The organism is Amycolatopsis saalfeldensis, assembly GCF_900110575.1.
Taxonomy (GTDB): domain Bacteria; phylum Actinomycetota; class Actinomycetes; order Mycobacteriales; family Pseudonocardiaceae; genus Amycolatopsis; species Amycolatopsis saalfeldensis.
Window position 1 is genome coordinate 153,501 of the sequence record NZ_FOEF01000006.1, and the last position, 22,586, is coordinate 176,086.

At 72.3% G+C, this 22,586-nt stretch carries 21 protein-coding genes; 13 read left to right on the forward strand and 8 right to left on the reverse strand.

The genetic code is table 11. The features are described from left to right. Positions 1-37: 37 nt before the first annotated feature. Complete coding sequence (locus BMY97_RS16185) at positions 38-766, reverse strand: amino acid ABC transporter ATP-binding protein (RefSeq protein ID WP_177231390.1); 729 nt, start codon at positions 764-766, stop codon at positions 38-40. 344 nt (positions 767-1,110) lie between these two features. On the opposite strand from BMY97_RS16185, the gene BMY97_RS16190 reads away from it, so the two are divergent. Both BMY97_RS16190 and BMY97_RS16195 read left to right on the forward strand, forming a co-directional pair. After that, complete coding sequence (locus BMY97_RS16190; RefSeq protein WP_091617669.1) at positions 1,111-1,782, forward strand: response regulator transcription factor; 672 nt, start codon at positions 1,111-1,113, stop codon at positions 1,780-1,782. 3 nt (positions 1,783-1,785) lie between these two features. Continuing rightward, on the forward strand, positions 1,786-3,195 hold the full coding sequence (locus BMY97_RS16195) for a sensor histidine kinase (RefSeq protein ID WP_091617670.1): 1,410 nt from the start codon (positions 1,786-1,788) through the stop codon (positions 3,193-3,195). Here BMY97_RS16195 and BMY97_RS16200 read toward each other — a convergent pair. Together BMY97_RS16200 and BMY97_RS16205 are read right to left on the reverse strand one after the other, a co-directional pair. Then, positions 3,155-4,363 carry an MFS transporter gene (locus BMY97_RS16200; RefSeq protein WP_245787341.1) on the reverse strand — a complete coding sequence of 403 codons (1,209 nt, stop codon included), beginning with the start codon at positions 4,361-4,363 and terminating at the stop codon, positions 3,155-3,157. The two genes, BMY97_RS16195 and BMY97_RS16200, sit on opposite strands and share 41 nt — an antisense overlap. Before the next feature lie 123 nt (positions 4,364-4,486). Continuing rightward, complete coding sequence (locus BMY97_RS16205; RefSeq protein WP_091617671.1) at positions 4,487-4,852, reverse strand: hypothetical protein; 366 nt, start codon at positions 4,850-4,852, stop codon at positions 4,487-4,489. Positions 4,853-5,019: 167 nt separating this feature from the next. Here BMY97_RS16205 and BMY97_RS16210 point away from each other — a divergent pair, with 167 nt between their 5' ends. Beyond that, entirely contained in the window at positions 5,020-6,687 is a 1,668-nt protein-coding gene (locus BMY97_RS16210; RefSeq protein ID WP_342744038.1) for an nSTAND1 domain-containing NTPase, read from the forward strand. On the opposite strand, the gene BMY97_RS16215 is transcribed toward BMY97_RS16210, so the two are convergent. After that, on the reverse strand, positions 6,659-7,588 hold the full coding sequence (locus tag BMY97_RS16215) for a TAXI family TRAP transporter solute-binding subunit (RefSeq protein ID WP_091617673.1): 930 nt from the start codon (positions 7,586-7,588) through the stop codon (positions 6,659-6,661). The genes BMY97_RS16210 and BMY97_RS16215 overlap by 29 nt on opposite strands. Positions 7,589-7,685: 97 nt before the next feature. On the opposite strand from BMY97_RS16215, the gene BMY97_RS16220 reads away from it, so the two are divergent. From BMY97_RS16220 to BMY97_RS16235, 4 genes are all read left to right on the forward strand, one after another. Next, positions 7,686-7,895, forward strand: coding sequence for a hypothetical protein (locus BMY97_RS16220; RefSeq protein ID WP_091617674.1), 210 nt, complete (start codon positions 7,686-7,688; stop codon positions 7,893-7,895). Positions 7,896-8,036: 141 nt separating this feature from the next. Further along, a complete protein-coding gene (locus BMY97_RS16225; RefSeq protein WP_143086207.1) occupies positions 8,037-8,222 on the forward strand; it encodes a hypothetical protein in 186 nt (61 codons plus the stop codon). Positions 8,223-8,309: 87 nt separating this feature from the next. Then, positions 8,310-9,791 carry a tRNA (N6-isopentenyl adenosine(37)-C2)-methylthiotransferase MiaB gene (miaB, locus tag BMY97_RS16230; protein WP_091617676.1) on the forward strand — a complete coding sequence of 494 codons (1,482 nt, stop codon included), beginning with the start codon at positions 8,310-8,312 and terminating at the stop codon, positions 9,789-9,791. A 23-nt stretch (positions 9,792-9,814) separates the two neighbouring features. Further along, on the forward strand, positions 9,815-10,264 hold the full coding sequence (locus BMY97_RS16235) for an Rv2732c family membrane protein (protein ID WP_091617911.1): 450 nt from the start codon (positions 9,815-9,817) through the stop codon (positions 10,262-10,264). Positions 10,265-10,311: 47 nt separating this feature from the next. Here the strand turns inward: BMY97_RS16235 and BMY97_RS16240 are convergent, their stop codons facing one another. Then, entirely contained in the window at positions 10,312-11,625 is a 1,314-nt protein-coding gene (locus tag BMY97_RS16240) for a DUF349 domain-containing protein (RefSeq protein WP_091617677.1), read from the reverse strand. Between the two features lie 218 nt (positions 11,626-11,843). On the opposite strand from BMY97_RS16240, the gene miaA reads away from it, so the two are divergent. Together miaA and dapF are read left to right on the forward strand one after the other, a co-directional pair. Continuing rightward, positions 11,844-12,764: a tRNA (adenosine(37)-N6)-dimethylallyltransferase MiaA gene (gene miaA / locus BMY97_RS16245; protein WP_245787342.1), complete on the forward strand. Its 921-nt coding sequence runs from the start codon at positions 11,844-11,846 to the stop codon at positions 12,762-12,764. Positions 12,765-12,773: 9 nt separating this feature from the next. Next, positions 12,774-13,601 carry a diaminopimelate epimerase gene (dapF, locus tag BMY97_RS16250; protein ID WP_091617679.1) on the forward strand — a complete coding sequence of 276 codons (828 nt, stop codon included), beginning with the start codon at positions 12,774-12,776 and terminating at the stop codon, positions 13,599-13,601. Positions 13,602-13,621: 20 nt separating this feature from the next. On the opposite strand, the gene valS is transcribed toward dapF, so the two are convergent. Beyond that, entirely contained in the window at positions 13,622-16,156 is a 2,535-nt protein-coding gene (valS, locus tag BMY97_RS16255; protein WP_091617680.1) for a valine--tRNA ligase, read from the reverse strand. A gap of 9 nt (positions 16,157-16,165) precedes the next feature. After that, on the reverse strand, positions 16,166-17,419 hold the full coding sequence (locus BMY97_RS16260) for an MFS transporter (RefSeq protein WP_091617681.1): 1,254 nt from the start codon (positions 17,417-17,419) through the stop codon (positions 16,166-16,168). Between the two features lie 62 nt (positions 17,420-17,481). Here BMY97_RS16260 and BMY97_RS16265 point away from each other — a divergent pair, with 62 nt between their 5' ends. From BMY97_RS16265 to BMY97_RS16275, 3 genes are read left to right on the forward strand one after another with little or no spacing between them, the layout of a single operon-like run. Next, a complete protein-coding gene (locus tag BMY97_RS16265) occupies positions 17,482-17,988 on the forward strand; it encodes an ArsR/SmtB family transcription factor (RefSeq protein WP_091617682.1) in 507 nt (168 codons plus the stop codon). Positions 17,989-18,031: 43 nt separating this feature from the next. Further along, positions 18,032-19,465: a GTPase HflX gene (hflX, locus tag BMY97_RS16270; protein WP_091617683.1), complete on the forward strand. Its 1,434-nt coding sequence runs from the start codon at positions 18,032-18,034 to the stop codon at positions 19,463-19,465. A 54-nt stretch (positions 19,466-19,519) separates the two neighbouring features. After that, entirely contained in the window at positions 19,520-20,524 is a 1,005-nt protein-coding gene (locus tag BMY97_RS16275; RefSeq protein ID WP_425425278.1) for a hypothetical protein, read from the forward strand. A 172-nt stretch (positions 20,525-20,696) separates the two neighbouring features. On the opposite strand, the gene lexA is transcribed toward BMY97_RS16275, so the two are convergent. Then, a complete protein-coding gene (lexA, locus tag BMY97_RS16280; RefSeq protein ID WP_091617684.1) occupies positions 20,697-21,413 on the reverse strand; it encodes a transcriptional repressor LexA in 717 nt (238 codons plus the stop codon). A 325-nt stretch (positions 21,414-21,738) separates the two neighbouring features. Between lexA and BMY97_RS16285 the strand changes: the two genes are divergently transcribed. Beyond that, complete coding sequence (locus BMY97_RS16285; RefSeq protein ID WP_091617685.1) at positions 21,739-22,245, forward strand: LysM peptidoglycan-binding domain-containing protein; 507 nt, start codon at positions 21,739-21,741, stop codon at positions 22,243-22,245. The last annotated feature ends 341 nt before the right edge of the window (positions 22,246-22,586 follow it).

A 22,586-nucleotide genomic window follows, 5' to 3' on the forward strand; every position in this document is an offset into this window, starting at 1 on the left:
GGCGCCGGTGGGTCAGTGGTCGGTCGGGTTCGGTGGCTCAGTGGGTGAGGATCTTGCCGAGGAAGTCCTTCGCCCGGTCGCTCTTGGGCTTGGTGAAGAACTCCTCCGGCGTGGTGTCCTCGACGATCTCGCCGTCCGCCATGAAGATGACGCGGTCGGCGGCCCGGCGCGCGAAGCCCATTTCGTGGGTGACCACGAGCATCGTCATGCCGTCCTTGGCCAGGCCGGTCATCACGTCCAGCACCTCCTGGACCATTTCCGGGTCCAGCGCCGAGGTCGGCTCGTCGAACAGCATCACCTTCGGGCGCATCGCGAGCGCGCGGGCGATCGCCACGCGCTGCTGCTGGCCGCCCGACAGCTGCGCCGGGTACTTGTCGGCCTGGTTGGCGATGCCGACCCGCTCCAGCAGCTCCATCGCGGTCTTGCGCGCTTCGGCACCGGCGGTCTTGCGCACCTTCACCGGCGCGAGCATGACGTTCTCGAGGATCGTCTTGTGCGCGAAGAGGTTGAACGACTGGAACACCATGCCGACGTCGGCGCGCAGCGCGGCCAGCGCCTTGCCCTCGGCCGGCAGCGCGACGCCGTCCACCGCGATCTCGCCGGAGTTGATCGGCTCCAGCCGGTTGATCGCGCGGCACAGCGTCGACTTGCCCGACCCGGACGGCCCCAGCACCACCACGACCTGGCCACGCGGGACCTCGAGGGTGATCTCCTTGAGCACGTGCAGGTCGCCGAAGTACTTGTTCACGGCGGCCGCCTTGATCATCGGCGCCGCCACCTCCGTGGTCATCTGGCCTCCAGAGCTCCTCATACCTGCTGCCGCGGGACCCGGATCCCACGTTGATGGCGGAAACCTACCCTCGAAGGCCCTTTTGTAAAGGCCGCTTGAGCAATACTTAGGGTTTCAAGTAGGTATCGGCTCGCCGCCCCGCCCGGCCGGGCCCGAATCGGTCTGACGCTGCTCAGCCTAGCCAAAACGACGGGCGCCGCCCGGTCGGATCGGCACCGGCGTGTCACCCAGGGTAGTTCGCGGCAGGCGTTTCGCGCTCGCGCGCGGCGGGCCCCTAGAGTTCCCGGCTACCGTGGGCTGGATCACCGGGGAGGCGAGCGGTGCGGGTGCTGCTGGTGGAGGACGACGACCGGGTCGCGGGCGCGCTGGTGCCCGCGCTGACCCGGCGCGGGCTGGTCATGCAACGGCTGGCGTCCGGGGCCGGGGTGCTCGACCGGGTGCACGAGGTGGACGTCGTGCTGCTCGACCTGGGGCTGCCCGACGTCGACGGCGTGGTGCTGTGCCGCCAGATCCGCGCGGTCAGCGACGTCGCGGTGATCGTGGTGTCGGCCCGCGGCGAGGTCGACGACCGGGTGCAGGGCCTGCGCGCCGGCGCCGACGACTACCTGGTGAAGCCCTACGACGTCGAGGAGCTGCTGGCGCGGGTGGAGGCCGTGCGGCGCCGCCGCGTCGAGCGGGCCGGCGCGCCCGGGCCGTCTCCGGTGATCGAGGTCGGCGACGTGCGGATCGACCTGGCCCGGCACGAGGTGCTCGTGGACGGGCAGTCGATCGCCCTGTCCCGCAAGGAGTTCCAGGTGCTCGCCCTGGTGGCGGGCGCGCGCGGCACGGTGTGCTCGCGCGACCACGTGCTCACCGAGGTGTGGGGCCACCGGGGCGCGGCGGAGAGCCGTTCCCTCGACGTGCACGTGGCCACGCTGCGCACGAAGCTGGGCCGCCCGGCGCTGATCGAGACCGTCCGCGGCGTCGGCTACCGCCTCGGCGGGCGGGGCTGAGCCGTGCGCGTCCGCCTCCAGGGGATCGTGGTCACGCTCGTCGCGCTGCTGGTGTTCGGCCTGGGCATCCCGCTCGCGCTGAGCATGGCGGGCAGCAAGCAGCAGGACCTCTTCCTCGACCGTCTGACCGACACCGCGCGGTTCGCGTCGCTCGCGCAACGGCCGCTGCTGGACAACCAGCCCGGGCTGCTGGAGCCGGAGCTGCGCCGCTACACCGAGGTGTACGGCGTGCAGGTCGTGGTGGTGAACCAGGACAACGTCGCCGTGCTCAGCTCGCTCGGCGGGACGGACGCGGAGCGGATCGACTCGCGCGCGATCGAGGGCCCGGCGAACGAGGCGCTCGCCGGGCGGCACCCGCTGCCCGGCTCGATGCTGCTGCCGTGGGAGACCGCGCCGCTGGTGCTGGCCGAGCCGATCCTCATCGACGGCGAGGTGCGCGGCGCCGTCGTCACGGAGTCTTCCACCGAGCACGTGCGCACGGAGCTGCTGTGGCAGTGGCTGGTGCTGGCGGCGGGCGCGGTCGTCGCGTTCGGGCTGGCGCTGCTGGTGGCCCTGCCGGTGGTGCGCTGGACGCTGCGGCCGGTGCGGCGGCTCGACGAGGCGACCGGCGCGCTCGTGGCGTCGGTGGTCAGCGGCCGGACGGCGGAGCCGGTGGGGGAGAGCGGCGGCCCGCCGGAGCTGCGCCAGCTCGGCCGGTCGTTCGACCGGATGGCCGCGAGCGTTTCGGAAGCGCTGGCCGCGCAGCGCGCGTTCGTCGCGGACGCCTCGCATCAGCTGCGGAACCCGTTGACAGCGTTGAAGATCCGGCTCGGCAACCTCGAGGGCCAGGTCGGCGACGAGGCCGCGGCCGCCGACCTCGACGCCGCCCGCGTCGACGCCGGGCGGCTGCACCAGATCCTCGACGAGCTGCTTTCGATGGCCCGAGCGGAGGCCTCGGGCGGCGAGCTGGTGGCCACGGACCTCGGCGCGGTGATCGCCGACCGCGTCGCGGATTGGACGGTGGTCGGCGCGGCCCGCGACGTGACCCTGGAGACCGCCGGCGACGCCGCCGGAGTGCGGGTGCCGGTCCCGCCGCGCGGCTTCGAGGTGATCCTGGACGCGTTGCTGGACAACGCTTTCAAGTTCACCGCCCCCGGCACGTCGGTGCTCGTCTCGGCGGCCCGCGAAGGCGACCGCGTCACGCTGGCGGTCCGCGACCACGGCCCCGGCCTGCGCCCGGACGAGCTGGAGCGCGCGATGGACCGCTTCTGGCGCAGCGGCGCCCACCAGAACGTCCCCGGCTCGGGCCTCGGCCTGGCCATCGTCCGCGAGATCGTCCGCCACTCCGGCGGCGACCTCCGGCTGGACCTCCCCGACGGCGGCGGGCTGCGGATCACCATGGACTTCCCGGCGGCCCCGGCCGCGTCCGCCTGATCAGGGTGACGACCGCCGCGATCGTGATCACCCCCGCCGTGACGAGGGCGGTCACCGTCCAGCCGGCCCGCTCGACCGCGGCCGCGCCGAAAGCCGTGCCGAGGCTTCCCCCGGCGAAGTAGACGATCATGTACGCGCTGTTGAACCTCGCCGGTGCGTTCGGCTCGATGGCGAGCACCGTGCTCTGGTTCGCGACCTGGGCGGCGAACAGGCCCGCGTCGAACAGGGCCAGGCCGATCAGCGTCGACACGGTGCCGGAAAGGGTGAAGGCGAGCAGGACGGCGGCGAGGCCGGCGAGGCACAAGCCGCAGAGGATCACCCGGCGGGCGCCCACGCGATCGGTCCACGCGCCCGCGACCCGGGTGGCGGCGATCCCCAGGATTCCGGCGAAGGCGTACAACCCGATGCGTTCCGCGGAGTACGAGTAAGGCGGCTTCGACAAGGCGACCGCGAGCCCGCCCCAAACCGCGCAGAACGCGAAGAACCAGAGGGCTCCCCGTGCCGCGGCGAGGCGCAGAGCGGAGTGCCGCAGGTAGAGGCCGGGGATCGAGCGCAGCGTGGCGAGGTAGCCGCGACCGGTCGAGCCGCGAACCGGGGGAAGCACGAACAGCACGGTGACGGCGATGGCCGCGCACGCGCCGGCGAAGACCCCCAGCATCCCCCGCCAGCCGATCAGGTCGGCCAGCCAGCCGCCGGCGATCCGGCCGGCGAGAATCCCGGCCGAGATCCCCGCCGTGACGATGCCCAGCGAGGTGGCCCGCCGGTCCGGGACCGCCAGCCTGCCGACCACCGAACTCAGCCCGGCGCCGACCGACGAGCAGGCGCCGACCACGCCGAGCACCAGGCCGAGCAGCCAGACTTGGCCGACCGCCGCGTTCAGCGCCAGCGCCGCGGCGAGCGCGCCGAACTGCGCGGAAAGCACGTAGCGCGAGGAAAACTGGTCGACGAGCGGGACCAGCAGGGCCAGCCCGCACAGGTAGCCGATCGGGCCGCAGGCCAGCGCCACGCCCACCGAGGCGAGCGAAGTGCCCAGCGCGCCACCGACCTCGGCGATGGCGGGCTGCAACGGGTAGACGGCCGCGGTGCCGACCGCCGCGGCGAGCGAGATGAACCCGACCACCGGGCCCCGGACGAGTCCCGCGACCGGCGCGGTGATTTCGGTTTGCACGAGCCGAGCGTAGGAAGCACGACCGGGTGGGCGCTGGCAGGAAATCGCCGTGACCCTTTCGGCCCACGGTGGGAGGGCCCTCCCCGTGCGGAGAGGGCCCTCGGTTCGCCGATGGTCAGCGGATCACCCGCTGTACCAGCCGAATGCGGTGAGCGTGCCCGCGCCGGAGCAGTTCCCGCCGAAGATCCAGTAACCCGGGTTCTGCAGCGGCCCGTACCGGACGCTGCCGTCCGAGCAGCGGGTCACGGCGCCGCTGCGGCCGGAGTCGACGCGCACGTTGGCCGTCCACCGGTTGCTGTCGTGGTAGGTGGTCACGAAGCTCGAGACGTGGTCCGGCTGGACGCCGCCCTGGCTCGGGAAGACGATGTGCTCGTGCACGGTCGGCGCCGCCGTGGCCGCCGAGGCCGTGCCCGCCAGTGCCACGGAGCCGACGACCGCAGCGGCCCCCGCCACCACGACCCCGATCCGGGTGAACTTGGTGTTCTTCATCTGCGTAACTCCCCCTGATGTATTGGACGTGAATTCGTTTCCGGTCGGCCGGTTCGATCCCGATCCGGCCTCGTCCCTGTCTAGTGCGTTGGGGTTGTTCGCGGTGAAGCGCTGGACAGCGAACGACAAACACCGAACAATGGGATTCGCCTGAGGGGGGTGGCGTCATGCCAAGGCGTGAGCGTCCGCTTGTTGCGGATGGGGGAGTTTTGTCACAGTTCGCGGTGGATTTGCGGAAACTGCGAGAGAAAGCGGGAAGTCCGCCGTATCGGGAGCTGGGCCGGCGCGCGCACTACGCCGCCGGAACGCTGTCCGACGCGGCTGGGGGCCGGAAACTGCCGACGCTGGCGGTGACGAGGGCGTACGTGCGGGCATGCGAAGGCGATGTCGTGGAATGGGAAAAGCGTTACCGCGAAGTTGTCGAAGAACTCGCAGTGGCCGCCGGATCACCTGCTGTTACCGAAGGGCCGTTTCGCGGAGACGCGTCGTTCGAGCCGGACGATGCCGACCGGTTCTTCGGCCGGGAGGATGTTGTCGAGCGGCTGACCGGAATGGTCGCTTCGGAACGTTCAGCGGTTGTTTCCGGCGCTTCCGGAGCCGGGAAATCATCGGTCCTGCGGGCCGGGCTCGTCGCGCGAATTCGGTCGTCCGGCCCGGTAATCCTGATGACGCCCGGGCCGTTCCCGCTCGGGGAATGCGCGGCCCGATTGGCGGAGCTGACCGGGGAACCGGCGGGGCCGCTGCGCGCCGGGCTCGCGGCCGATGCCGCGAACCTGCACCGGTACGCCGGGCCGGACGCGGAGCTGCTGATCGTCGTCGACCAGTTCGAGGAACTGTTCACCCGGTGCCGCGATCGCGGTGAGCGTGACGCCTTCCTGGCGGCGCTGGACCGGGCGGCGCGGGATCCGGACAGCCGGGTCCGGGTCGTGCTGGGCGTCCGGGCGGATTTCCTGGCGCGGTGCGCCGAGATCCCCGGGCTGGCCGAAACCCTGCGGACGGCGCACGTGCGGGTCGGCGCGATGACCACCGAGCAGCTGCGCTCGGCGATCGTGCGCCCCGCCGCCGAGGCCGGTCACCGCGTGGACAGCGCATTGCTGGCCACACTGATGGCCGAAACGGCGCGGCAGGCCGGCGCGCTGGCTCTGGTTTCCCGGGTCCTGCGGGAAACGTGGCAGCGCGGTGCAGCGCTGACGCTGGAGGAGTACCGCGCGGCCGGCGGGATCACCCGGTCGCTGGTGCGGGTCGCCGAAGACGTTTACGACGAGTTCGACGACGTCCGGCGGGCCGCCGCCCGGGATCTCTTCGTGCGCCTGAGCGAGGAGACGGACGGCACCGCGCGCCACGTCCACCGCCGCGAGCTGGACGCCGGCCCGGACCTGGACGTCGTGGTCGAGCGCCTGGTCCGCGCGCGGCTGGTCACCGTGGACGCCGACGGCCTGGACCTCGCCCACGACGCGCTCGTCCGCGACTGGCCGCGGCTGCGTGGCTGGCTGGCCGCCGACCGGCGCGGCCTCGCCGTGCACCGGAGGCTGACCGAGGCCACCGGCCTGTGGGAGGAGGCGAACGGCGACCCGGCCCTGGTGTACCGGGGCGCGCGGCTGGAATCCGTGCTGGACTGGTCGGCGCGGGCGAGGCTGACCGGCCGGGAGCGCCGGTTCCTCGACGCGGGCGTGGCGGTGCGGGACGCCGAGGAACGCCGGGGCCGCGAGCGGGCGCGCAGGTTCCGTCAGCTCGGTGCCGTGGTCGTCGCCTCGGGTGCGCTCGCCGTCGCCTCGACCGTCACGGCGCTGGCGCGGAGGCCGGTGCTCAGGTCTTCACGCTCCGGTAGTAGCTGAGCGCGCCCGGGTGCAGCGGCAGCGGCTCGGTCTCGATGCCGGGGTGCACGTCGATCGAGAGGGCCGCGCGGTTGGCCTCGGCCAGTGCCGGGCGCGCGTCGAAGAGGCCGCGGGTGAGGGCTTCGGCGACGGCGTCCGGCATCGAGGTCGGCACCACCAGGAAGTTGGGCACCACCAGCGTGGTCACCGGGCCGGGCTGGTTGTAGGTGCTGCCGGGGATCGTCGCCGAGCCGTAGACCGGGCTGAAGGCCTGCATACCGGGCATCAGGGCCGACATGTCGAGCAGCCGCAGGCCGACCTTCTGCGTGTACTGCGTGATCAGCGGCGTCGGCAGGCCGCCGGACCAGAACAGGGCGTCGACGGTGCGGCTCTCCAGCGCCTTCAGCGAGTCCTCCAGGCTGAGCCGCTGCACGGAGACGGAGTCCGTCAGCCCGGCGACCTGCAGCACACGCTCGGCGATGTACTCCACCCCCGACTCCGGCGAGCCGACGGCGATGTGGCGCCCTTTCAGCATGGGCACCGAGGTGTACAGCGAGTCCGAACGCACCACGATGTGCAGGTAGTCATCGTGGATGCGGGCCAGCGCCGCCAGCTTGCCGGGTTTCGCGGCGGCGGCCTCGGCGGCGAGGTCGGCCGCCACGAACGCGACGTCGGCGCCGCCCGACTCCACCCGGTTGAGGTTGTCGCGCGAACCCTGCGTCGCCAGCACCGCAGGCCGTTCGATGCCCAGGTCGGCGGCCCACGCGTCGGCGAGCGGCTGGGCGAGGTCGCTGTACACCCCGCCCTGCGAGCCCGCCGCGATGCGCAGCCGCAGCCCGGAGAAGTCCGGGCCGCACCCGGTCAGCAGCGCACCGGCCGTCACGAGCGCGACCACGACCGCCGTCCTCCGCCTCCACCGCATGGGGGCGATCGTGCCAGACGCGGGGCCGGCTGGGCGATGACCGGGCTGGTCGGGCGAGGCTGCGAAGAGCGTCGACTGCGGTATCGCGGCCGGGGCTGTGTCCCTCCCGTTCTACTCCGTGGGCGGGCACGTACTGGCGTTGAAGATCGCGGTGATCGCCCAGCTGGTTGCGTTCGCGGTCAACACCACCATCACCGCGATTCGCGAGCTGGGCGCGCCATTGTCCGAGCTGGTGCGCGAGCACCTGGGCAAGGAGAGGCGCGGCCGATCCACACATCCGAAGTCGTGTCGATCTGACGGGCGCTGATCTGACCAGTGCCCGGCTGGTCCGCGTCGGATTCGACGCCGACCAGGTCACCGGGTGGGACGTCGCGGGCGCGACCGGCACGGTGCCGGACCCACGGCCGGCTCCACTCCACCCGAGCCACCGACCGGCGTGGGCGAGGCGATGGACACCATGCAAGCCGACGTGACAGCGTCGCTGCCGAGTGCGCCGTCGCTGGACCAGCTGACTCGCACGCTGAGCGAGATCTCCGCGGACTCGCTCCGCGCCTTGGACAAAACCACCGAAGGCAGCAACCGGTCCACGGACGCGATCCGGCGCATTTCGGAGCAGCGTCGCAAACCGCGATGATGGGCAGGCCGCCGTGGGGGAGGCGGAGGGGCACTGGCAGGCGGGCGGCGGCTTTGCCTGGTCAGGCTGGGGTTACCCTGACCAGTGATGAACGCGCGCACTTACCAGATCCGCACCTTCGGCTGCCAGATGAACGTGCACGACTCCGAACGGCTCGCCGGCCAGCTCGAAGAGGCCGGTTACGTCGCCGCGGACGGCGCGGCGAAGCCGGACCTGGTCGTGTTCAACACCTGCGCGGTCCGGGAGAACGCGGACAACAAGCTGTACGGCACGCTCGGCCACATGCGGCCGGACAAGACCGCGAACCCGGACATGCAGATCGCCGTCGGCGGGTGCCTGGCGCAGAAGGACCGCGGCGAGATCGTCAAGCGGGCGCCGTGGGTCGACGTCGTGTTCGGCACGCACAACATCGGCTCGCTGCCGGCGCTGCTGGAGCGCGCGCGGCACAACGCCGAGGCCGAGGTCGAGATCCTCGAGTCGCTGGAGACGTTCCCCTCGACGCTGCCCGCCCGCCGGGAGTCGTCGTACGCGAGCTGGGTGTCGGTTTCGGTCGGCTGCAACAACACCTGCACCTTCTGCATCGTGCCGTCCCTGCGCGGCAAGGAGCGCGACCGCCGGCCGGGCGAGATCCTGGCCGAGGTCGAGGCGCTGGTCGCCGAGGGCGTGCTCGAGGTGACCCTGCTGGGGCAGAACGTGAACTCCTACGGCGCCGAGTTCGGCGACCGGCTCGCGTTCGGCAAGCTGCTGCGCGCCTGCGGCGGGATCGACGGGCTGGAGCGCGTGCGGTTCACCTCGCCGCACCCGGCCGCGTTCACCTCCGACGTGATCGACGCCATGGCCGAGACGCCCAACGTCTGCCACCAGCTGCACATGCCGCTGCAGTCCGGCTCCGACCGCGTGCTGCGCGAGATGCGCCGCTCCTACCGCTCCGCGCGGTACCTCAAGATCCTCGAAGAGGTGCGCGCCGCGATGCCGGACGCCGCCATCACCACCGACATCATCGTCGGCTTCCCCGGTGAGACCGAGGAGGACTTCCAGGCGACGCTGGACGTGGTGCGCGAGTCGCGGTTCTCCAGCGCGTTCACCTTCCAGTACTCCCAGCGTCCCGGCACGCCGGCCGCCACGATGGCGGACCAGCTGCAGAAGGCCGTCGTGCAGGAGCGCTACGAGCGCCTGGCCGAGCTGCAGGACGAGATTTCCTGGGCGGAGAACAAGAACCTGGTCGGCCGCCGGGTGGAGCTGCTGGTCGCCTCGGGCGAGGGCCGCAAGGACGCCGAGACGCACCGGATGAGCGGCCGCGCCCGCGACGGGCGGCTGGTGCACTTCACGCCCGCCGGGTCCGTTGTGGACGGTTCCGTGCGCCCGGGCGACGTGGTGGAGGCCGTGATCAGCTACGGCGCCCCGCACCACCTGGTCGCCGACGGCGACCTGCTGACGCACCGCCGCACGCGGGCGGGCGACAACGCCGAAGCCGGTCTTCGGCCCAAGACGAGCGGGGTCACGCTGGGACTGCCGGGCTTCGGAGCCCCGGCGGCCCAGCCCGCCCCGGTGAGTGGGTGTGCGCTGTGACCGAACCGGGAACGTCCGCCGAGGTGGGCCCGCAACTGACCGAGGAGATCGACCAGGCGGGCCAGCGGGCCTCGCGCACGGTCGAGCTGGGCCGGCGCGGCTTCACCATCGCCGTGTTCATCTTCGTGCTGCTGATCGCGCAGCTCCTGCCGTGGGTGGGCGAGCACCGTGGTTACGAGGTGCTGGCCGGCCAGGGCGGCGGCATCCCGCAGCTGTTCGCCGCCACGTCGACGGTGATCGGTGTGCTGGCCGGCGCGCTGGCGCTGGTGACCCGCCGCTGGTGGGTGTCCTGGTGCTGTGCCGCGGGCGGCTGGTTCGCCTCGGTCGACGGCCTGCTCGCGGTCTGGTCCCAGCAGTCCGCCCACGCTTCCGGCGCGGCCGGCGGCGGCCCGGGCATCGGCCTGCTGCTCGCCTGGGCGGCCACCATCGTGCTCGCGACGCTGTGGATGCGCACCGCGTTCTCCCGCTCCTGAGCAAGAGGCCCCGTCACCGCGGTGACGGGGCCTCTTGCGTTTGACGGTCAGCGGTCGGCGACCGCGGCTTCCGCCGCCTGAAGCCATTCACGCCACTGCGCGGCCTGCTCGTCGGCCTTCTTCGCCCGGCGCTCGTCACCGGCGGCACGGGCCTTGGCGGCCTGGGACTCGAACTGCTCGACGCGCTCGCGGAACTGCGCGGCGCGCGCCTGGGCCTCCGGGTCGGTACGGCGCCAGCGGCTGTCCTCGGCGGACTTCACCGCGTCCTGGACCGCCTTGAGCCGGCCGTCCAGCTCGCGGATGCGCTCGCGCGGCACCTTGCCGAGCTCGTCCCACTGCTCCTGGATCCGGCGCAGCGCGTTCTTCGCGGCCTCGAGGTTGGCCGCCACGTCGATCTTCTCGGCCTCGACCAGCAGCTCTTCCTTGCGGGCGGCGTTGCCGGCGAACTCGGCGTCGCGCTCGGAGAACACCGAGGAGCGGCGCGCGAAGAACGCGTCCTGCGCCGCGCGGAAACGCTGCCAGAGCGCCTCGTCGCTGTCCTTCGGCGCGCGCCCGGCGGCCTTCCACTCGGTCATCAGGTCCTTGTAGCGGCCCGCGGTGGCGCCCCAGTCGTCGGACTCGGCCAGCGACTCGGCCTCCGCGATCAGCTCTTCCTTGCGCTGCTTGGCGGTCGCCCGCTGCTTGTCCAGCTCGGCGAAGTGCGAGCCGCGACGGCGGTTGAACGCCTCGCGGGCCTTGGAGAACCGCTTCCACAGCTCGTCGTCGGTCTTGCGATCGACGCCCTTGACCGTCTTCCACTCGTCCAGGATCGAGCGCAGCCGGTCGCCCGCGGCCTTCCACTGCGTCGACTCGGCCGCGATCTGCTCGGCCTCCTCGGCCAGCGCCTGCTTGCGCGTGACGGCGGCCGCGCGGGCCTCTTCGCGCTCCTGCTTGACGTTCGCCAGCGCCTTCTCGGCCTCGCCGATCACGTACTCGAGGCGGGCGCCCAGCGCGACCAGGTCGCCGACCACGGCCGACTCGCCCAGCCCGTCGCGCAGCTGTGTGGCGGTGGACAGCGCGTGCTTCGGGTCGCCGGCGCCGGAGTGCAGCCGGGTCTCCAGCAGCTCGACCTCGGTGCGCACGTCGTCGAAGCGGCGGGCGTAGTGGACCAGTCCCTCTTCCGGGCTGCCGGCCTGCCAGACCCCCACCGCCCGCTCGCCGTCGGCGGTGAAGACGAAGACAGTGCCCTCGGCGTCGACCCGGCCCCAGGTGGACGGGGCGGGCTCGGCGGGCGGCACGGGCGGTGCGGTGTGCCCGCTGCCGTGCGCGTGCGGCACCGGGTGCGGCGCCGGGGTGCCGGTAGACGTGTTCTCCTGGGCCATCGCAGGCTCCTTATCGCCTGTACGCCCGCTGGTGCGGGCGCCCCGCCGTGCGGCGGGGCCGGGTTACGCGTAGTGCTCCGGGGGCATGGGGCCCCAGCGGCATTCAAGCAGCTCAGCGTCCACCGTGGTATCGGATGAGCCACCCGAAGCCAGTGATCCTACTTCTCCGGGACGCTCCGTGTCCGCAGGCGCTACCCGTCCAGGTAGCGTCAACCGGCGTGATCAGCCCTGCTCAGCCGCTCCGCCCGGTGGCCGTCGTCGGCCCCACCGCCACCGGGAAGACGGCGCTGGCCGTCGAGCTGGCCCTGGCGCTGGGCGGCGAGGTCGTGAACGCGGACGCGCTGCAGCTCTACCGCGGCATGGACATCGGCACCGCGAAGGCCACCCCCGCGGAGCGGCGCGGGGTGCCGCACCACCTGCTCGACGTCCTCGACGTCACCGAAACCGCTTCCGTTGCCGCCTACCAGCGTGACGCCCGGCAGCGGATCGAGGACGTGCTGGCGGCGGGCCGCGTCCCGGTGCTGGCCGGCGGCTCGGGCCTGTACGTCCAGGCGGTGCTCGACGACCTGCGATTCCCCGGCACCGACCCGGCCGTGCGGGCCCGGCTCGACGCGGAGGCGGCGGAGCTCGGCACCGATTCGCTCCACCGCCGGCTGGGAGAGCGCGACCCGGCCGCGGCCGCCGCGATCCTGCCGACCAACACCCGCCGGATCGTGCGCGCGCTGGAGGTCATCGAGATCACCGGCGAGCCGTTTTCGGCCAACCTGCCGAAGCCGGGGCCGGCCCGTTACGGGACAGTGCTGATCGGCGTCGACCGCGAGGCCGCCGAGCTGGACGAGCGCGTGGACCTGCGGGTGGCGCGGATGTTCGAGGCCGGGCTCGTCGACGAGGTGCGCGCGCTGGCCGGGCGCGGGCTGCGCGAGGGGAAGACGGCTTCGCGGGCGCTCGGCTACCAGCAGGTGCTCGCGGAGCTGGACGCTGAAGGCGACTTCGAAGCGGCCGCCGCTTCGACCGCGCAGGCCACCCGCCGCTTCGTCCGGCGACAGCGTTCCTGGTTCCGCCGGGACAAGCGGATCCAGTGGTTCGACGGTGCTTCGGAGGGGCTGGCCGCACGCGTACTCGACGTCCTCGGCCGGTAACCTGAAGCCATGGGCGGTATCGAATTCCTTAAGGGCCACGGCACACAGAACGACTTCGTGCTGCTGCCCGACCCGTCCGGCCGGCTCGACCTCACCGCGGCCCGGGTGGCCGCGTTGTGCGACCGGCAGCGCGGGCTGGGCGCGGACGGCGTGCTGCGGGTCGTCCGCTCGGGCGCGGCGGGCCTGGAGTCCGCGGGCGAGTGGTTCATGGACTACCGCAACGCCGACGGCTCGATCGCGGAGATGTGCGGCAACGGCGTGCGCGTGTTCGCGCGGTACCTGGTCGAGGCGGGCCTGGCCGAGGCGGGCGAGTTCACCGTCGGCACCCGCGCGGGCGACCGCCCGGTGGTGGTCCACCCGGACCGCACCGTGACCGTCCACATGGGACCAGCGGCGATCACCGGCACCTCGGTGACGGTGGTGGCGGGCCGCCCGTTCTCCGGCGTGGCCGTGGACGTGGGCAACCCGCACCTGGTCTCGGTGCTGGACGACGACGTGGCCGACCTCGACCTGGCGCACCAGCCCGACTTCGACCACGACTTCTTCCCCGCCGGCGTGAACCTCGAGTTCGTCAACCTGCTGGGCGACGGCGCGCTGCGGATGCGCGTCCACGAGCGCGGCGTGGGGGAGACGCGCGCCTGCGGCACCGGCACGGTCGCCGCCGTGGCCGCCGCCCTGCACCTCGCGGGCACCGACACGGGCTCCTCGACGGTCGACATCCCGGGCGGCCGCGTGACCGTCACGGTGGCCCGCGGCGCGTCCACCCTGACCGGCCCCGCGGAAATCGTCGCCCGCGGCGAACTCGACGAAGCCTGGTGGGCCGCCGCCGGCGTGTGAAGCGCCGGCGGCGGCCGCCGTCAGGAGCCGATCGTCACCTCGACCGCCAGGTCGCCTTCGCCGGGGCGGGTGCTGACCGACGCGACCGTTCCAGCAGTGCGGATGTCCGCCTCGATGTCGCCGAAACCGGTGAGCACCTCGGGCGGAGCGGTCACCGTCAGGGAATCCACGCCCGCGCGCATCGACACCTTCGCGTCGGTTTTCGCGCGCCGCACTGCCGCGATCACCGAGCCGGCCAGCGTGAGCAGAGCCGGGTCGCCCTCGGCCGGCAGCGGGCCGGGCCACGGCGCGCGGTGCACCGAGCCCTCCTGCCACCACGACCAGACCTCCTCCGTCGCGTACGGCAGGAACGGTGCGAACAGCCGTACGACCGCCGAAAGCGTCGTGGTCAGCGCCGCCCGCGCGGATTGCGCCGCGGCCTCGCCGCGGTCGCCGTACGCGCGGCCCTTCACCAGCTCCACGTAGTCGTCGCAGAACGTCCAGAAGAACGTCTCGCTCTGCTGCAGCGCTCGCGCGTAGTCGAGCGCCTCGAACGCCGCCGTCGCCTCCGTGACGACCGTCGAGAGCGCCGCCAGCACCGCGCGGTCCAGCGGCTCCGACGCCACCGCGTCCGCCGAAGGCAGCCCGAGGCCGAGCACGAACCGGCTCACGTTGAGCAGCTTCGTCGCCAGCCGGCGGCCCACCTTCATCTGGCCCTCGTCCACGGCCGTGTCGACGCCGGGCCGCGCGCTCGCCGCCCAGTACCGCACCGCGTCCGAGCCGTACTTCTCCAGGAGGTCGGCCGGGGTGACGACATTGCCGACCGACTTCGACATCTTCTTGCGGTCCGGGTCGAGCACCCAGCCGGAGATCGCCGCCTCGCGCCACGGCAGCACGCCCTCCTCCAGCTCCGCGCGCACGGCCGTGGAGAACAGCCAGGTGCGGATGATCTCGTGCGCCTGCGGCCGCAGGTCGTACGGGAACACGCGGCGGAACAGGTCGTCGTCCAGGCTCCAGCGCCCGGCGATCTGCGGCGTGAGCGACGACGTCGCCCAGGTGTCCATCACGTCCACCTCGGCGGTGAAGCCGCCCGGCACGTCACGCTGATCGGCGGTGTAGCCCGGCGGCACGTCGGTGCTCGGGTCGACCGGCAGGCTCGAGTCGTCCGGCACCAGCACGGCGTCGTGGTCCGGCTCGCCGTGCGCGTCCAGCGGGTACCAGAGCGGGATCGGCACGCCGAAGAACCGCTGCCGGCTGATCAGCCAGTCGCTCGTCAGGCCCTCGACCCAGCCGCGGTAGCGGACCTGCATGTGCGCGGGCACCCACTGCACTTCGGCGCCACGCTCCAGCATCCGAGCGCGCAGCGGCTCGTCACGACCGCCGTTGCGGATGTACCACTGGCGGCTGGTGACGATCTCGAGCGGCCGGTCGCCCTTCTCGTAGAACTTCACCGGGTGCGTGATCGGCCGCGGCTCACCGCGCAGCGAACTGTTCTCCCGCAGCATTTCCACGAGAATCTGGCGTCCCGTGTGGACAGTCTTGCCCGCCAGAGGCGCGTACGCCTCGGCCGGCACGTCACGCGGCGGCTCGGGCAGGAACCGGCCGTCACGCCCGAGCACCGGCCGCGTCTCCAGACGCAACGCGCGCCACCACGTCACGTCGGTGGTGTCGCCGAAGGTGCAGACCATCGCGATGCCGGTGCCCTTCTCGGGATCGGCGAGGTGGTGCGCGCGCACCGGGACCTCGACGCCGAACACCGGTGTCCGCACGGTCTTCCCGAACAGCGGCTGGTACCGCTCGTCGTCCGGGTGCGCGACGAGCGCGACGCACGCGGGCAGCAGTTCCGGGCGCGTGGTCGAGATGAGCACCTCGGCGTCATCGGCGGTGTGGAACACCAGATCGTGGTAAGCGCCGGGCCGTTCGCGGTCCTCCAGCTCCGCCTGCGCGACAGCGGTGCGGAAGGTGACGTCCCAGAGCGTCGGCGCCTCGGACTGGTAAGCCTCGCCGCGCGCGAGGTTGCGCAGGAAAGCGCGCTGCGAGATCTGCGTCGTGGCCGGGTCGATGGTCTGGTACGCCGTGCTCCAGTCGACCGAGAGCCCGATCCGGCGCCAGACGTCCTCGAAGACCTTCTCGTCGGTCTCCGAAAGCTCCTGGCACAGCTCGACGAAGTTGCGCCGTGACACGGGAATCGCGTTCTTGCCCGGCTTCTCCGGCGGCCGGAAGCCCGGGTCGTACGGCAGCGAAGGCTCGCAGCGCACGCCGAAGTGGTTCTGCACCCGGCGTTCGGTCGGCAGGCCGTTGTCGTCCCAGCCGATCGGGTAGAACACCTCGCGTCCGCGCATCCGGTGATACCGCGCGACGAGATCGGTGTGGGTGTAGGAGAACACATGCCCGATGTGCAGCGAACCGCTCGCCGTCAGCGGCGGGGTGTCGATCGAGTAGACGTCTTCACGCTGCTTCACGCGATCGAACCGGTAGACGCCTTCGCTCTCCCATACCGGTACCCACTTGGCCTCCAGACCGTCGACACCGACCTTGTCCGGGACTCGTGGGCTGGGGTTGGGAGTTGCGTTCATGCGCCAACTCTAGGCGGGCGCCAAAGTGTCCTTCTCCGTGACCGGGAGATCCCGCATCCGCCGCAGCGGCGAGCAGACCACCCAGAGCGCGCCGCAGAGTTCGCCGATCACAGCGATCCACAGCGCGCCCGTCAGCCCGACGGTCTCGCCGAGCGCCCCGCCCAGCAGGCCGCCCAGCGGCATCGCGCCCCACACCACGAACCGCACGCTCGCGTTCATCCGGCCCAGCAACCGGTCCGGCGTGATGGCCTGGCGGTAGGAGACCTGCGCGACGTTGTAGAGGATCACGCCGAACCCGGCCGCGGCCAGGCCGAAGCCGGCGAGCGCCAGCCGCCAGCCGGGGCCGGCCAGCGGCACGAGCAGGTTGCCCGGCCACACCAGCAGCGGGACCAGCCAGATCGACCGCGCCTGGCCGATCCGCCGGATGATCGCGCCCGAGCACAGCGCGGCGAGGATGCCGCCGATGCCGCCGACGGCCAGCAGCACGCCGACCGCCGCCGGCGGAAGTCCGGCCGTGCGGGTCAGGAACAGCACCTGCACGGCCTGAGCGGCGGCGCCGAACAGGTTCGCGGTGGCGGTGCAGGCGACGATCGCGCGCAGCGGCTTGTCGGCGAAGACGAACCGCAGGCCCTCGATGATCTGTGGCAGCAGGCGCTCGTGGCCGGTGCGCTCCGGCACGGTTTCGACGGTGCGGATCCGCCACAGGCACAGCGCGGAGGTCAGGTAGCCGAGCCCGGTGGCGAACACCGTGCTGGCCGCGCCGATGACCTGGACCAGCACGCCGGCCGCGCTCGGCCCGGCGATCTGCGCGGTGGACTGGACGGCCTGCAGTTTCGCGTTGCCCTCCAGCAATCGCTCGCGGCCGACCAGCGCCGGCAGGTACGCCTGGTACGCGACGTCGAAGAACACCGTCGCGAAGCCGGTCAGCAGCACCACGACGAGCAGCTGCCCCATCGTCAGCACGCCCGCCCACCAGGCCACCGGGATGCTCAGCATCAGCACGGCGCGCACCACGTCGGCGGTCAGCATCACCGGACGGCGCGCCAACCGGTCCACCCAGACCCCGGCGGGCAGCCCGAGGAGCAGGAAGCCCAGCGTCTCGGCCATGGTCAGCAGGCCCATCTCGAACGGCGTGGCCGCCAGCGTCACCGCCGCCAGCAGCGGGACGGCCGTGATGCCGACGAACATGCCGAGCTGGCTCGCGGTGTCCCCGGCCCACAGCCGGCGGAAGTCCGCGTGGAAGAAGAGCGAATCCCTACTCACCCGAAAGAGTGTCTTCGAGTGATTGGAGACTGTCAATCACTTAACCCCCTTAGGCTGGTGGAGTGCCGACGAAACGACGTCTCTCGACGGAGGCCGAGGCCGCCGCGCTCGCGTCCGGAATACGCCTGCGCATCATCCGGTTGACCTCCTACGGGGCCATGACCAACAAGGAGCTCGCCGAGCGGCTCGGCCGCGACCCGGCAACCATGCTGCACCACGTGCGCAGGCTGGTGGAGACCGGTTTCCTGGCCCCGCAGGAGCCGCGCCGGGGCACGCGCGGCGCGAAGGAGATCCCGTACCGCTCGACCGGGCTGTCCTGGCAGCTCGAAAACGACGACGTCGAGCCGGCCCCGCTCAACGAGGCGATGCTCGAGGCCTACCTGGCCGAATTCGCCGAGGCAGAGCCGGGCGAGGTGGACTCCTCCCGGCTCGTGTTCCAGGTCCCGCCCCAGGACGTCGAGGAATTCAAAGAGCGGCTCGGGGAGCTGCTGGAGGAGTTCAGCCGGCGTCCCGACGCACCGGGCCAGGGCCGTACCGCGGTCTACGTTTCGATCTATCCGAGCAGGTAAACCACTCGGCTCCCGCGGGGAATCGTGGGAGCATGGAGGCACGATGACAGAACTGACACATGAAGACCACTACGAGGAAGACCCGTCCACCGGGGAAATGGAGCTCGAGGACCGCGCCTCGCTCCGCCGGGTCGCGGGACTGTCCACCGAGCTCGCGGACGTCACCGAGGTCGAGTACCGGCAGCTGCGGCTGGAGCGGGTCGTCTTGGTCGGCGTGTGGGCCGAGGGCACGGCCGAGCAGAACGACGCCTCCCTCGCGGAGCTGGCGCGGCTGGCCGAAACCGCGGGCTCCGAGGTGCTGGAAGGCCTGGTCCAGCGGCGCGTGCAGCCGGACCCGGCCACGTACATCGGCTCCGGCAAGGTGCGGGAGCTGCGCGACGTGGTGATCGCGACCGGCGCCGACACGGTGATCTGCGACGGGGAGCTCTCGCCCGGCCAGTTGCGCCAGCTCGAGGAGAAGGTCAAGGTCAAGGTGATCGACCGGACCGCGCTGATCCTCGACATCTTCGCGCAGCACGCCAGCTCCAAGGAGGGCAAGGCCCAGGTCGAGCTGGCCCAGCTTCAGTACCTGATCCCGCGGCTGCGCGGCTGGGGCGCGTCGCTGTCCCGGCAGGGCGGTGGCCGCGCCGGCGGCGCGAACGGCGGCGTGGGCCTGCGCGGTCCCGGTGAGACCAAGCTGGAGACCGACCGACGGCGGATCAACAAGCGCGTGTCCAAGCTGCGCCGCGAGATCGCCGCGATGGACACCATCCGCGAGACCAAGCGCGGCCGGCGCGTGGCCAACGAGGTGCCCAGCGTGGCCATCGTCGGCTACACCAACGCCGGCAAGTCGAGCCTGCTCAACGCGCTGACCGGCGCGGGCGTGCTGGTCGAGGACGCGCTGTTCGCCACCCTGGACCCGACCACCCGGCGGGCGCAGACGGCGGACGGGCGTACGTTCACCCTCACCGACACCGTCGGGTTCGTGCGGCACCTGCCGCACCAGCTGGTCGACGCGTTCCGCTCGACGCTGGAGGAGGCGGCCGACGCCGACCTGCTGGTGCACGTGGTGGACGGCGCCGACCCGGCGCCCGAGGAGCAGGTGAACGCCGTGCGCGAGGTGCTCGCCGAGATCACCCGCAGCCGCAAGGACCCGCTGCCGCCGGAGCTGCTCGTCATCAACAAGGCCGACGCGGCCGACCAGGTCACCCTGGCCCGGCTGCGGCACCAGCTGGCCGGCTCCGTGCTGGTCTCCGCGCGCACCGGCGCCGGCATTCCCGAGCTGGCCGAGGTGCTGGCCGACCGGCTCCCGCGCCCGGAGATGGTGGTCGAGGCGCTCGTCCCGTACACGCGGGGTGAGCTCGTGGCCCGGGCCCACAAGGACGGCGAGGTGCTGGAAGAGGAGCACGTCGAAGACGGCACGCGGCTGCTCGTGCGGGTCCACCCGGACCTCGCGGCGGCGCTGCGCCGGTTCGAGACCAACTCCACGCCTCGCTGACGCGTCTTCCGTAGTGTGCGGCTGATCCCGGCCGCGCACTACGGAGGTGAGCTGGTGCGAGTCGTCCTGGCCGCGACGGCGTTTTTCCTGCTGATCGGCGCCCTGCCCGCTTCGGCCGCGGCGCCGCCCGCGCCCGAAACGCTGTGCCAGGTGACCGATCCGCGGGTGACCGAGCTTTCCGGGCTGGTCTCCGACGGCACGCACTGGTACGCGATCAACGACGGCGGAACCAAGGTCCAGGTGTTCGTGCTGGACCGTTCGTGCGCGGTGCAGAAGGTGCTCTCCGCGAGCACCGACCCGTACGACGTCGAGGACCTCGCCCGTGCGGCGGACGGCACGTTGTGGCTCTCGGACACCGGCGACAACAGCAACAAGCGGTCGACCGTCGCCCTGCTGGAGCTGAAGCCGTCCGGGGGAGGCGTGACGCTGCACCGGCTGACCTACCCGGACGGGCCGCACGACACCGAAGCCCTGCTGCTCGACCGGTCCGGCACGCTGTACCTGGTCACCAAGGACATCCTGGGCGACGCGAAGGTGTACCGGCCGAACGGCCCGCTCGCGACCCCCGGCCCGACCCCGCTGGAGCAGGTCGGCACGGTCACGATCCGCAGCACCGACACGAAGGGCGGCCCGGTGGGCGCCTTCGGCTCGGTACTGGTGACGGGCGGCGCGACCAGCACCGACGGCACCGTGGTCGCGCTGCGCACCTACACCGACGCTTACCTGTACGCGGCTCCGGACGGCGACGTCGCCGCGGCGCTGAAACGCACGCCCGTCCGGATCCCCTTGGCGGGGGAGAAACAGGGTGAGGCGCTGGCTTTCGAGCCCGACGGCACCCTGTTGTCGGCCGGTGAAGGGGTCGGCCAGCCCGTCCGCGCGGTGAAGAACGCCGCTTCGCTGGTTTCCGCCGCCGGGGCCGAGGCGGCCGGCGCGCCCCAGGGTGAGGCAGCGGCCGGTTCTTCACCCGGTGGGGGAGTCCCCGCGCTGCCGGCGGCGGTGCTGGCGGTCGTGGTGGTCTTCGGCGGCTGGCTTCTGGTCCGCAAACTGCGCCGCCGCTGACGCCGGCCGCTCCCGGTTCTGTCCATTGAGGACAATCGGCCCGATCGCGCGGTCACGGCGCCGCCCCCGGAGACAGGCGCCGGTTCCGGCCGCGGCCTCCGTGCCGTGGGTGCGACCGAGGCCGGGCTGCTCGTCGTCACCGCGCGGCCGGAGGCCCGCTGGGGAAGCGCTGTCAGAGGCGGCGCAGGACCGCGACGACCTTGCCCAGGATCGTGGCGTCGTCGCCGGGGATCGGCTCGTACGCTTCGTTGTGCGGCATCAGCCAGATGTGGCCGTCCTTGCGCTTGAACGTCTTCACCGTGGCCTCGCCGTCGATCATCGCCGCGACGATCTCGCCGTTGTCGGCCGTCGGCTGCTGGCGCACGACCACCCAGTCGCCGTTGGTGATGGCCGCGTCCACCATCGAATCGCCGGTGACGCTCAACAGGAACAGCTCGCCTTCGCCGACGATTTCGCGCGGCAGCGGGAAAACGTCCTCGATGGCCTGCTCCGCGAGCACCGGCCCGCCCGCGGCGATCCGGCCCACCAGCGGCACGTACGCCGCCTTCGGCATGGACGGCTGCTGGTCGATGTCGATGCCCATCGGGTTGTCGTCGGTGGTCGACAGCACGCCGACCGCGCGCGGCCGGTTCGCGTCCCGGCGCAGATAACCCTTGCGCTGCAACGCGCGCAGCTGGTGCGACACCGAGGAGGTCGAGGTGAGCCCGACCGCTTCGCCGATCTCCCGGACGCTCGGCGGGTAGCCGAACCGGCTCACCCAGGTCCGGATCACGTCCAGCACCTGCTGCTGACGCACGGTGAGCGTCTCGTCCACGTCGAAGACCTCGGGAAGGGCGCTCACCTTGCCCGGGCCACCGGGCGTGGTGCCCGCCTTGCTCTCCTTGGCCACTGCGTATCCTCCAGCCGTCCCACGGCCGCCCCGGGGGCGGCTGTGCGTTCCGCGTGCGCCGGCCGGCACCCGCTGGTGCGGGCACGCTCGCCGACGACATCTGCCCGGCAGATGTCCTGGTGACCGACGTTAGCCGTCAGTAACGACGATTTCAAACATCTGTTCGATCGACACGCCGTGTCCTCTCGATTTTGTCGGTGGGGGGTGGTAGACCTTCGCACGGGCGTTCGATAGAACGCCTGTTCGACCTCAGTCCCATCGGCGCCGGTGCGAGCGCCGCGGGGACCGGGATCGAACCGAGCAGCAGGTCACGAGGAGGTTCGCCATGTCGATCCTGGCCGACCGCGGGCTGGTCCGCCCGCTTCGCCCCGTCCGTCAGGTCGCCCCTGCCCGCCGCGACACCGTGTCGGGCCCTTCCGCCCCGGCGCGAGTGGCGCGCGAGCGCCGCGGCGAGCCGCTGCGGCCGCCGACCCGCGCGCGTGTCGTCGCGGGCCGCAAGGGCACCGCCGCCGCGTGCGCCGAAGCGCGCCGCCCCGCCGTCCGCTGGCCGTGGCTGCTCGCGATCGCCGCGGCGGCCTGCCTGGTGGTCACCGCACTGGGCGTCTTCGGCGCGGGCGCACCGGGTGGCGCGGTCCCGTCCCGCACGGCCTCGGTGTCGGTCGAACAGGGCGACACCCTGTCCGCGATCGCCGCCCGCTTCGCCCCCGGCAGTGACCAGGACGCCGTGGTCACCCGCATCAAACAGCTCAACAACCTCGACGGCGCCGTCCTGACCCCGGGCCTGCCCCTGACCGTCCCGGTCTCCGGCGACAGCGCCGGGCTGGGCTCCTGACTTTCGTGACCTCGCGGCGGCTGTGGTGAACGCAGTGGATGCGGTGGATGCAGGCGGACGTGGGCGGACGCGGCAACGCGGGCACTGCCGTTCGTTGATGCCGTCGCGCTTCGTCGGACTGCCGTGCTTCGCTTGGCCCGTCGCGCTTCGTGCGGGAGGACGCGTTGCTGGCGGCGGCGCTTTTCGCGCGGGGGGAGAAGGCTGCCAGGTTCAGGTCTGCCCGGCGAGACTCCAGCGCGGCTACCCGGATCACTGGGATCGACCCGGACGGCGCTGCTGGGATTACGCGGACGGCGCCGCGAGGATTTACCCGGACGGCGCCGCTGGGATTCACCCGGACG

Coding starts and splice junctions, on each gene's coding strand:
- BMY97_RS16240 (WP_091617677.1), bottom strand. CDS start 11,625: ATGGCCCAGGAGAACACGTCTACCGGCACCCCGGCGCCGCACCCGGTG.
- BMY97_RS16210 (WP_342744038.1), top strand. CDS start 5,020: ATGCCAAGGCGTGAGCGTCCGCTTGTTGCGGATGGGGGAGTTTTGTCA.
- miaB (WP_091617676.1), top strand. CDS start 8,310: ATGAACGCGCGCACTTACCAGATCCGCACCTTCGGCTGCCAGATGAAC.
- hflX (WP_091617683.1), top strand. CDS start 18,032: ATGACAGAACTGACACATGAAGACCACTACGAGGAAGACCCGTCCACC.
- valS (WP_091617680.1), bottom strand. CDS start 16,156: ATGAACGCAACTCCCAACCCCAGCCCACGAGTCCCGGACAAGGTCGGT.
- BMY97_RS16185 (WP_177231390.1), bottom strand. CDS start 766: ATGATCAAGGCGGCCGCCGTGAACAAGTACTTCGGCGACCTGCACGTG.
- BMY97_RS16205 (WP_091617671.1), bottom strand. CDS start 4,852: ATGAAGAACACCAAGTTCACCCGGATCGGGGTCGTGGTGGCGGGGGCC.
- BMY97_RS16285 (WP_091617685.1), top strand. CDS start 21,739: ATGTCGATCCTGGCCGACCGCGGGCTGGTCCGCCCGCTTCGCCCCGTC.
- BMY97_RS16225 (WP_143086207.1), top strand. CDS start 8,037: ATGGACACCATGCAAGCCGACGTGACAGCGTCGCTGCCGAGTGCGCCG.
- BMY97_RS16215 (WP_091617673.1), bottom strand. CDS start 7,588: ATGCGGTGGAGGCGGAGGACGGCGGTCGTGGTCGCGCTCGTGACGGCC.
- dapF (WP_091617679.1), top strand. CDS start 12,774: ATGGGCGGTATCGAATTCCTTAAGGGCCACGGCACACAGAACGACTTC.